Raw genomic sequence first — 10,672 nt, 5'->3', positions numbered from 1 at the left:
GGGGGGGGGGGGGGGGGGGGGGGGGGACGACCGAGTCGGCCGGGACGGCAGTCGCCGGAACGCGATCCTCACGCAGCACCCGGGCTGTCGACCGGAACGAAATGCCTTGCGTGTTGGCACCGGTGATCATGACCGTCTCCACGACCGGCGGGGGGACCGGCGCCTCCGCCTGCCAGCGCACGATAAAGTTCGCGCCCACTCCACCTCGGATGTCGTCGACCTCCACGACGACATACGTAGAGGCGAGCGGCCCGAGGGCGCGTGTTGTATCCAGATGCGCACGTACGTGCTCGCCATTGCTGTCGTAGTAGTCAATGGTCGAGAGCGCGATGGGGGTGTCCGGACTGCTATTCCGGAGGCTCAACGTCGTGGTTAGGTTGATCGAGCGCTGGGCATCCCGGAAGTAGATGTGGGAATAGGCCGGCACGTACAGCGTCTGGCTGCGCACGAGCGCAGGGGGCGTGCCGGAATCCGCGGGCAACGCGGCCGTCGTCGAGAGGCTGTCGAGGTGGGACGGCGGAGGCTCTACATTTGCGTCGGCCGGGTCGGACGACTCACAGGCGCCCAGGAACGCCGCAAGAAACACGCCCCCCACAACGACGAGCATGCGGGGCAGAACGGAAGACATGCCACAGAGGAGGACCGTCGAGCAGAGAGGCGGAACGAAGCGATAACGCTGGATGGACGCGGGCTTATCTCCCGGAAACGGGCGCGGTTCCGGGGACGAAAAGGAATGACAAATGGACCATCTCGTTAAACTCGCACGTCTCATTGCAGTTGGGCCGTCCATGTCCCACCTTTGAGTGGTTTCGACAGAGCTCTTCAGTGTCCCAAAAGCTTTACACCTTCGATGAAGGTCGTCGTCATTGGCGTCGGGCAGGTGGGTCGCAACGTGGCCCACGCGCTGGCGGAGGACCATGAGGTGATTGTGGTCGACAAGGAGCCCGAGCGGCTCGAGTCGGTCCGGGCCGAAACCGACGCGCTCACGTACGAGGGAGACGGCGCCCGGCTCGAGGTGCTGAAGACCGCGGAGGTTCCGTCCGCCGACCTCGTGATTGGGAGCACGAGCGACGACCGGAGCAACATTCTCATCTGCAGCGCGGCCCGGGCACTCAGCCCCGACGCCTTCACCATCGCCCGCGTGGCCGAGACGGAATACCTGGCCACGTGGTCGCAGCTTCGGGAGGCGTTCAACGTCGACTTGATGGTGGGGGCCGACCACCTCACGGCGCGCAGCATCGTCGAGGTCGCCGGCCTCCCGACGGCCCGAGACGTCGAATACTTCGGGCAAGGCCGGGTCATGATGGCCGAGTTCACTGTTCCGGAAGAGAGCCCCATCGCCGGAAGGACCGTCCAGGCCCTCGGCCTGAGCGACGGCGTGAACCTCGTCGCTGTGTTCGACGACGACCACATGGAAATTGTCCGGGGGGATACGCGCCTTCACCCCAAGAGCCGGCTGCTGGTGATTGGAAAGCCGTCCCAGGTCGAACGATTCGGCTCCACCCTCGCTCCCCGGGCCGACCGAAAAGACATCCGCCAGGTGCTGATTCTGGGCGGCGGGGAAATCGGGTACCAGACCGCCCGCATGCTCGAACAGCGCGGCCTCGAGCCCCGTCTCGTCGAGAAGGATCCCAAGCGCGCCCAGACCCTGGCGCAGGAGCTCCCAGACACGCTGGTGCTTCAAGACGACGCGACGGACCCGGGCTTTTTGCGCCGGGAAGGCGTCGCGGACACCGACCTTGTCGTGTCGGCCCTTACCCCCGACGAGCGCAACCTTCTTACGTCCGTCTTGAGCCGCGAGCTCGGGGCCGAGCAGGTGCTCTCGGTGGTCCACCAGGGCGTGTACGAGTCAGTCTTCACGCGTAGCGGCATCGACGTGACAGTGAATCCGCGGCGCGAGGTGATTGAGGAAATTCTGCGTCACACCCGCGCTCGGGCCGTCGAGAAAATCACGTTCGTTGGGCATGAGCGGGGAGAGGTCGTCGAAATTGAGCTTGAGGGCGGCAGTCCCCTCGTGGGTCCCCCGCTCGAAGAGGCCGTCCAGACCATTCCGCACAACTTTGTGCTCGGGGCCGTTCTGCGGGCGGGCGAGATTCTCACTCCGCGCGGGGAGACGGTGCTGGAACGCGGGGATCACGTGGTGATGTTTGTCGACGCAGACGTGGCGGACGAGGTGGTGGAGGCAATATGATTGCACGACGCCGCGTTCGTCGGGTCAGCAGCGTGCTGGGGCCGACGCTGAAATGGTTCGCAGCCCTCTTCCTGGTGCCGGGCCTCGTCGCCGTCTATCAGGGCACGTCGGTGTGGCCCTTCCTGGTGCCCCTCGTCGTGACGTTCGCCGTCGGTTGGGGACTGGAATGGATCGGGGGAGACAGCGACCTGACGGTGACCGACGGGTTCCTGCTCGTGACGCTCACCTGGATCGGGGTGTCCCTGCTCGGGAGCGTCCCGTATCTTCTGAGCGGCACGGGCAGCTTTGCCACGCCCATCAACGCCGTCTTCGAAAGCTTCAGCGGCTTCTCGGCAACCGGGTCGACGATCCTGCTCGACATTTCGATCGAGAAGCACGGCGCGGCCCTCATGCTCTGGCGGCAGCTCACGCAGTGGATCGCCGGCATGGGCATCCTCGCGCTGGCGATTGCCGTCCTGCCGCGCCTGTCGGCCGGGGGCGCGCAGTTTTTGGATGCGGAGGTGCCCGGGCCCCGAATGGAACGGCTCACTCCCCACATCGCCGAGACGGCCCGGCGCCTCTGGCTGCTCTACATCGGCTGCTCGGGGGTGCTCTTGGTGCTGCTCCTCGGGGTGCACTACGCCGGGCTCGCTCCCCGCATGACGCCGTACCAGGCCCTGGCCCACGTCTTCACGACGATCCCCTCCGGCGGCTTCTCGCCGCAGGCCCGGAGCATCGAGGCGTTCGCCCCCACCGTGCAGTGGCTCCTCATCCCGTTCATGTTCGTGGCGGCGATGAACTTTACGCTGCTCTGGCAGGCGATCGTCTCCGATCCGACGGCCCCCACCCGCGACACGGAGTTTCGGGTCTACCTTTCCGTCTTCGCCGTCGGGAGCCTCCTGGTGAGCCTGATGCTGTGGGGCGACGGCCAGTTCGCCAGCCTCGAAGAGACGCTCCGGCACGGCACCTTTCAGACGGCCACCCTGCTCACCACCACCGGCTACGCGAGCACCGACTTTGCGGTGTGGAGCGGAGAAATTCTCGTGGTGTTGCTGCTGCTCATGTTTGCCAGCGGGTGCGTCGGGAGCACGTCCGGCGGCCTCAAGCTGATGCGGTGGATCGTAGGGATCAAGGTGATCGGGCGTGAGCTCTTCCAGATGATTCACCCCTCGTCGGTGCGCCCAATGTGGCTGGGGCGCCGCGCGCTGAAGGAGCCGGTGGTGCGGGGCATCCTCATCGTGATCCTGACGTATCTCCTCCTGGTGGTCGGCGGCACCGGGTTTATCGCCGTGGACGCCCACCGCGTGGGCCTCGACCTCTCCCTCAGCGAAGCCCTTTCCGGCACCCTGGTCGTGCTGGGCAACATCGGGCCCGGCTTCGGTGCCGTCGGGCCCATGGGCGGGTTCGAGGCCTTTCCGGTCCCCACCAAGCTCTTCATGTGCCTTCTCATGGTGGCGGGCCGCCTGGAGGTCATGACGTTCCTCGTGGTCTTGACGCCGAGCTACTGGAGGGGGTAGTCGGAGGCAGCGACGCACGATCGATTGTGTCTTCCGGCCGTGCGCATTGCTCTGTCTCTTCTGATCCCGGATCGGCGTTCCGCGGACGGACACTGAGAGTCTCCCGCACACCTCCAAACGCCAACCGTCCCCCTTCACAGCCCGTCCCGTCCCATGGCCGAGTTCGAACTCCTCAACAGCCTGGGGATCATGCTGCTGGCGGCCCTGGGCGTCACGCTCGCGGCACGGGCGGTCCGCGTTCCCAACATCGTCGCGTACATCGGGGCAGGGCTGTTGTTAGGGCCGGCGTTTGGACTCCTGGAGGTGAGCCACACGATTGAGCTCATCTCCGAGTTCGGCATCATCCTGCTCCTCTTTTTGGTGGGGCTGGAGCTGAGCCTCGACAAGATCAAAGAGGTGGGCACGACGGCCTTCGTGGCGGGGGGCGTGCAGATGGGCGGCACGGCGCTCGGCGGCGGCCTGCTGGCGGGCGCTTTCGGGATCCCGGTCGTCGAGGCCATCGTGGTGGCCGTGGCCCTCATGTTTAGCAGCACGGTCGTGGTCGTCAAGATGCTCGAAAAGCGGGGCGACCTCGACGCGCCCTACGGGCAGATTGCCGTGGGCGTGCTGCTGGTGCAGGACCTAGTGGTGGTAATGGTACTCACGTTCGTCGCCGGCCTCGCGGGGCCCGGCGCACTGGCGTGGGCCGACGTGGCGTGGGGTCTCGGGCAGGCCTTCGTGGGCATGGGCCTCCTAGGCGGCCTCATCGCGGCCGCGGCCCGGTACGTCCTGCCGCCGGCCATCCGGTGAATTTCGGGGATGACCGAGGGACTGTTCATCTAGAGCCTCTTCTGGTGCTTTCTCGTGGTGCTGGGGGCCGAAGCGCTGCGTCTCTCGCCCGAGCTGGGGGCCTTCCTCGCCGGCATCGCCCTCGCGCAGCTGCCGCAGTGCCACGAGCTGCGCCACCGCGTGCACCCGCTGATGAACTTCTTCATCATCGTCTTTTTCGTGACCCTCGGCCTGCAGATGGAGTTGGGGGCGGCCCTTGCGCGGTGACCCCTCGCCCTAGCGCTCACAGCCTTCGTGATGGTCGTGAAGCCGCTCCTTCTCGTCACCGTACTGCCACGGCTGGGGCACGGGGAAGAAACCTCGTTCCGGGCCGGCCTCAGCCTGGCCCAGATCAGTGAGTTCTCGCTCATCTTCGGCGCGCTCGCCGTGTCGTCGGGCCTGATCGACGAGGCGCTCCTGTCGGTGATTACGCTGGTGGGCCTGCTCACGTTTGCCCTATCGGCCTTCCTACTCCTCTACAACGACCGCCTATACGCCGCCGTGCAGCCGTACCGCCCGCTGGCGTGGCTCGGGGCGCGGCAGGAGGCGCCCGAACCGCCACCGGATGGGCTGCGGGAGCACGTCATCGTGGTGGGCATGAACACGCTCGGCCGCTGCCTCGTCGACCAGCTCACGGCGGCTGGAGAAACCGTCGTGGCGGTCGACACCGATCCCGAAAAGCTTGCATCCCTCTCCGTACACACCGTCCATGGCAACGCCGTCCACGAGACGACGCGCGAGGCGGCCGACTGGGGGCACGCCACACTGATCGTCTCCAGCCTCAGCATCGAAGGCACCAACAACCTGTTGGCCTACCACGCCCGGCGGGCTGGCGTGCCGTGTAGCATCCACGCGTTCGACCGCACCAGCGAGGACACTCTCCGCGACCGGGGCGTGCGTTGCGTGTGCGGCGACGGACGCGATCGGTCGGTGCTGCTGGAGGCCGGAGGGGCACAGGCTCGTGTCGTGGTCTCCCTCCTTCGTGACCCAAGGTCCGTCGGGCCGCTGCTAGACTATGTTGGAGACACCGTCCCCATCCTGGTGCGGGTCTTCGAGGATCACGAGGCCGCGTGGGTGGAGGCCCAAGGCGGCACCCCGGTCCGCTTCGCCCACGCCGCAGGCGACGCGTTTATGAACTGGTTCCAGCAGACGCGATCGACGGCGCAGGACGAGCCGATGTCTCCGAGCCCATAACGTCCCCATTTTCGTGAATACGCCGCGCAAAGGCCAACACGCCTGGGCCAAACGCGTCCATTCGAGTCCTACAGACCGGTTCACCGTTCGTCTCTTCGGGCCTTTGTCACCGCGATGGCCAAGGAACTGGAACGCGATCTTGGACTGCCGTCGGTGCTGGCGATCAGCATCGGGGCCATGGTGGGCAGTGGCATCTTTATCCTGCCAGCCCTCGCCATGAAAATGGCGGGCCCGGCGGTCGTGCTGGCCTACCTACTGGCCGGGGTGCTAGTGCTGCCGTCGGCCTTGAGCAAGGCAGAGATGGCCACGGCGATGCCGGAGGCCGGCGGCACGTACGTCTACATCGAGCGCGGGATGGGCCCCCTTCTCGGCACCATCGCCGGCATCGGCACCTGGTTTTCCCTCTCGTTCAAGGGAGCGCTCGCGCTCGTCGGCGGGGCGCCCTACATCGTCCTCCTGTTCGACGTGCCGCCCCAGATGCTGGCCCTAGGCATCGCAGGGGTACTCATCGGGGTGAACCTGCTGGGGGTCAAGCAAACCGGCCGCATCCAGGTGGCCCTGGTCGGGGTGATGCTGGCGGCCATGGGGTGGTTCGTGGGCGGCAGCCTCGGGGACGTGGACCCGGTGCGCTTCGACGGCTTCTTCGAGGGCGGGCTCGGGGGCCTCCTGGCGGCCACGGGGTTTGTCTACGTGTCGTACGCCGGGGTCACGAAGGTGGCCAGCGTGGCCGAGGAAATCGAACACCCGGATCGCAACATTCCCCTCGGCCTGCTCGGGTCGCTCGCCTTCACAACGCTTCTCTATGTGTTGGTGGTGACCGTGATCGTCGGGGCGGCGCCGACGGCCAACCTCGCCGGCTCGTCAACGCCGGTGGCCGACGTGGCGGGCGGAACGCTCGTGCAGTGGGGCGTGCTCGTGATCGTCGTAGCGGCCATCTTGGCCCTCGTGAGCACGGCCAACGCGGGGCTCCTCTCTGCCTCGCGCTACCCGTTCGCCATGAGCCGCGACAAGCTGGTGCCCGACGCGCTCAAGCACGTGAGCGACCGGTTCGACACTCCCACCACGGCCATCACGCTCACGGGCGGCGTCATGCTCGCCATGATTGCCTTCGTCCCGATCGACGACATCGCGAAGCTGGGCAGTGCCTTCAAAATCCTCGTCTTCATTCTGGTAAACCTCGCCCTCGTGGCCTTTCGCGAGAGCGACCTCGACGACTACGACCCAGCGTTCCGGGATCCGCTGTACCCGTGGACGCAAGGCGTCGGCGTGCTCGGGGGCCTGGTCCTGCTCAGCCAGATGGGGCTGGTGCCCCTCGTGGAGGCCCTCGTCATTACCGGAAGTGGCGCTCTCTGGTATGGGGCGTACGCCCGCCGTCGCGTGGAGCGGGAGGGCGTGATGCAGGGCGAACTGCGGCGGCGCGTAGGGGCGCAGGCCGCCGAGCGCACCCGCATGACCTTCGACACGTCCTCGACGGCGGGGCACGTGGTCGTGGGCGTGACCGAGGACCTTCGGCCGGACCGGGAGACTGCCCTCGTGGAAATGGGAGCCGCCCTCGCCGAGGCCCTCGACGGACGCCTCACGGTGGTGCGCTTCGATGCCGTGCCCGACCAGTTGCCCCTTAAGTCCGCCGCCGAGATTCAGTCGCCCGACGACGTGGACTTCGAGACCCGGATGGACCGCTTCAGGACGTCGTTCGACGGGCCCTTCGAGTACGGAGAGGTCGTCAGCCACGACGTGCGCCACGCGGTGGCCAACTTTGCCCGGCACCATGAGGTCAACCTGCTCGTGCTGGAGCGCATCCTGGCCGACGAGCGGTCCTGGTTGAACGAGCGCGACCTGGACTGGATTTCGCGGCACTGCGCCTCCGACCTCGTGCTAGTGGAGCCAACGCCCCTCACGGTCCTCGACCGCATCGCCCTGGTCACCGACAGCGGGCCCTTCGATCCGCGAAAGGTGGAGCTGGCCAACGGACTGGCGTCGGCCGCCGGCGCCCGCCTCGTCCTGGTGCACGCCGTCCCCGCCGAGGCGACCGAGGACCAGCGCGCCACCATCCGCACCTACCACGACGACTTGATGGAGCTCTGCACGGTCTCGGTCGGGTCGATGATCGTGGACGAAGAGGCGCCGGACGCCGTGGCGCGTGCCGTCTCCACCGCCGACCTCATCGTCGTGGAAAGTGACGAGAATTGGTGGGCCCGCCTCCTGGACCGCCGGGAGCCGCAACGGATCGCGGAAGCCTTCGGGGGACCCGCCATCGTGGTGCGCCCGCAACAGGCCGGAGGGCCTGGGCTCGTGCGCCGTGTGCTGGAGCGGCTCGCGCTCTAGGCCCGCCTGCCGGCGAGCGGCGGACCGCCCCTCTGCCTGAGCGCGGCGAAGACGGACTCCCTGAGAGACCCGAGAGAGAACCCACAACAGGCTTCCGGGCAGGGATTCTTGAAGCGCAGGTCCAGGAACCAGAATTCTTGAGAGAGGCTCGTCAAGTTTTGTGGCGATGGGGAACTGTTCCCCCCATCTTGGTACTTTACGCCTCTCCATTGCTTTCCTTGTCTTGCCGGTCACTGATATGGCCTCGGGCTCCTCGACCCTTCAGAAGACCCTGACCCTCTACGACGTGTACGCGATCAGTACGGGGGCGATGTTTAGCTCCGGGTTCTTTCTGCTGCCCGGCATCGCGGCGGCGGAGACCGGGCCGTCCGTGATCCTGGCGTACCTCGTGGCGGGCATCCTCATCCTGCCGTCCATGTACAGCATGGCGGAGCTGTCCACGGCCATGCCGAAGGCCGGCGGGACGTACTACTTTCTCGACCGGGCCCTCGGGCCCCTCGCGGGCACGGTGGGCGGGCTCGGCACGTGGCTCGCGCTCGTCTTCAAGAGCGCCTTCGCCCTGATCGGAATGGGCGCCTACCTCGCCATCTACGCCGACGTGCCGATCAAGCCGCTGGCGGCGGCCCTGACGCTCGCCTTTGGGGTGCTCAATGTGGTCGGGGCGAAGGAGAGCAGCCTGTTGCAGCGCGTGCTGGTGACGATCCTGGTCGGCGTGCTCGGGTTCTACGCCGCACAGGGCGTTCTGTCCGTCTCGGGCGGGCAGAGTGCGGCCGGCGGGGCGGCCGGCGAGTTCACGCCCTTCTTTACAGACGGGGCCCGCGGGTTTCTCGCGACCATCGGGATCGTGTTCGTGTCGTACGCGGGTTTGACGAAGGTGGCCAGCGTGGCCGAGGAGGTCAAGAACCCGGACCGCAACATTCCCCTGGGGATGGGGCTGTCGCTGCTCACGGCCACGGGCATCTACGTCATTGGCGTGGCGATCATGGTCGCCATCCTGCCGGCCACGGACCTGCACGCCGACCTGACGCCGGTGTATACCTCCGGCGAGGTCTTCTTCAACTGGCTCCCGTACACCCTCGGCCCGATTCTGATCGTCGTGGCGGCCGTCGCGGCCTTCGCCTCCACCGGCAATGCCGGCATCATGTCGGCCTCGCGCTATCCACTGGCCATGGCCCGCGACCGCTTGCTGCCCGACGGCTTCGCCAAAATCGGACGCTTCGACACGCCCACCCGGTCGATCGTGGTGACAGTCGGGCTCATGCTGATCGTCATCTTCGTCCTCTCGGAGGAAGGGGTGGCCAAGCTGGCGAGTGCCTTCCAGCTGCTGATCTTCGCGCTCCTCAACTTCGCGGTCATTGTGATGCGGGAGAGCGAAATTCCGTCCTACGCGCCGGGCTACCGGTCGCCCCTCTACCCCTGGATGCAGGTGGCCGGCCTCGTCATTCCGGCCTTTCTCATCTCGGAGATGGGCACGCTGGCGATCGTCTTCACCGTCGTGGTGGCGCTGGTGGGCGTGGGATGGTACTTCTACTACGCCCGAAACCTCCCCCGCGAGGGCGCCATCTTTCACCTCTTCGCTCGCCTGGGGAAGCAGCGCGACGACGGCCTCGACCGCGAGCTACAGACCATTCTCGAAGAGAAGGGGGTGGGGCACGACACCGCGTTCGACCGGCTCGTGGCCGAGTCGGATGTCCTCCACCTCGACACCCCCGTGCCCTACCGGGACGTGGTCGAGGATGTGTCTGTGCGCCTCGCGGAGGAGTACGGCATTTCGACGGAGACGCTGTGCCACGGCTTTCTGGAGGGGGCCCCCTACAGCGCCGTGTCTGTGTCCCACGGGGCGGCCCTCCCGTACTGCCGGCTCGACGGCATCACCGAACCAAAGATGGTCATGGTGCACTGCCAGTCCGGCATCTGCGTCGACTTGGAGGACGAGCTGGAGGAGCTCGATACCTCAGAGCCGGTCTACGCGTTCTTCTTCCTCGTGAGCCCGAAGGACGACGAGGGCGAGCACCTTCGCACGCTGGCGACCCTCGCCAACCGGGTCGACGAGGAGCAGTTCATGGTCGAGTGGCGAGCGGCGACCGACGAGCAGGAGGTAAAAGAAAGCCTCCTGCACCACGAGCGCTATCTCACGCTTCACCTCCTCTCCGGCACAAGCACGGAGGAAATCATCGACCGCCGGGTGGAGGACCTGGGCCTGCCGGCCGGCGTGCTCGTGGCCCTGGTTCGGCGAGACGGGCAAATCACGGTTCCCTCCAGGCACATGACGCTGGACGAGGGAGACCGGGTGACCATCATCGGCAATCCAGCCGGCATCAATCGGCTTTACGAGCTGTACCGCCTGGGCGAGCAGGAGGGCGTCGTTCGGTAGGCGCCGAGAGTCGTTCCGTCGTGGACGCACGGGCCACTCCCCCTTAGAACCTGTTTCAATTTCCGCCTCGGGGCTCCGAGCAGCAGTGAGGGCTTGCACATCGCCGCCGGGCTTAGGCAGTAGCACTCTGAAAGCACTTCACTGCACGGCAGCACTAGCTTCGCTGGCACTCAGGGCGCCCCACGACAGCCCTCGGCCATGGGCCAATTGTCGGCTCATCGATGCTCGTTCCCCCCATCCGATCCAAAATCAAAACAGGTTCGTAGCCCCCTCGGCTGTTCCTTC

Annotated in this window: 6 protein-coding genes and 1 pseudogene; 6 read left to right on the top strand and 1 reads right to left on the bottom strand. The window is 66.7% G+C overall.

The annotated features are described in order from the left end of the window. Positions 1–628, bottom strand: a 628-nt coding sequence (locus tag B7R93_RS09375; RefSeq protein WP_232798251.1) for a DUF3124 domain-containing protein, incomplete at its 3' end; no start/stop codon positions are given. 222 nt (positions 629–850) lie between these two features. On the opposite strand from B7R93_RS09375, the gene trkA reads away from it, so the two are divergent. The 6 genes and pseudogenes from trkA to B7R93_RS09350 all read left to right on the top strand — a co-directional run bounded on the left by trkA (position 851) and on the right by B7R93_RS09350 (position 10,387). After that, positions 851–2,191: a Trk system potassium transporter TrkA gene (gene trkA, locus B7R93_RS09370; protein ID WP_103020494.1), complete on the top strand. Its 1,341-nt coding sequence runs from the start codon at positions 851–853 to the stop codon at positions 2,189–2,191. Further along, positions 2,188–3,687 carry a TrkH family potassium uptake protein gene (locus B7R93_RS09365; protein ID WP_103020493.1) on the top strand — a complete coding sequence of 500 codons (1,500 nt, stop codon included), beginning with the start codon at positions 2,188–2,190 and terminating at the stop codon, positions 3,685–3,687. The genes trkA and B7R93_RS09365 overlap by 4 nt, the downstream gene beginning before the upstream one ends. A 153-nt stretch (positions 3,688–3,840) precedes the next feature. Next, positions 3,841–4,950, top strand: a pseudogene (locus B7R93_RS09360) (cation:proton antiporter domain-containing protein); the annotation flags it as partial. Beyond that, positions 4,930–5,688 carry an NAD-binding protein gene (locus B7R93_RS15875; RefSeq protein ID WP_262507557.1) on the top strand — a complete coding sequence of 253 codons (759 nt, stop codon included), beginning with the start codon at positions 4,930–4,932 and terminating at the stop codon, positions 5,686–5,688. The pseudogene B7R93_RS09360 and the gene B7R93_RS15875, both read left to right, overlap by 21 nt. 114 nt (positions 5,689–5,802) lie before the next feature. Beyond that, positions 5,803–8,013 carry an APC family permease gene (locus B7R93_RS09355; protein ID WP_103020492.1) on the top strand — a complete coding sequence of 737 codons (2,211 nt, stop codon included), beginning with the start codon at positions 5,803–5,805 and terminating at the stop codon, positions 8,011–8,013. A 223-nt stretch (positions 8,014–8,236) separates the two neighbouring features. Continuing rightward, entirely contained in the window at positions 8,237–10,387 is a 2,151-nt protein-coding gene (locus tag B7R93_RS09350; RefSeq protein WP_232798250.1) for an amino acid permease, read from the top strand. The last annotated feature ends 285 nt before the right edge of the window (positions 10,388–10,672 follow it).

The sequence above is a fragment of the Salinibacter altiplanensis genome (genome assembly GCF_002894645.1).
Lineage (GTDB): Bacteria > Bacteroidota > Rhodothermia > Rhodothermales > Salinibacteraceae > Salinibacter > Salinibacter altiplanensis.
This window is presented reverse-complemented; position numbering and strand designations above follow the sequence as displayed.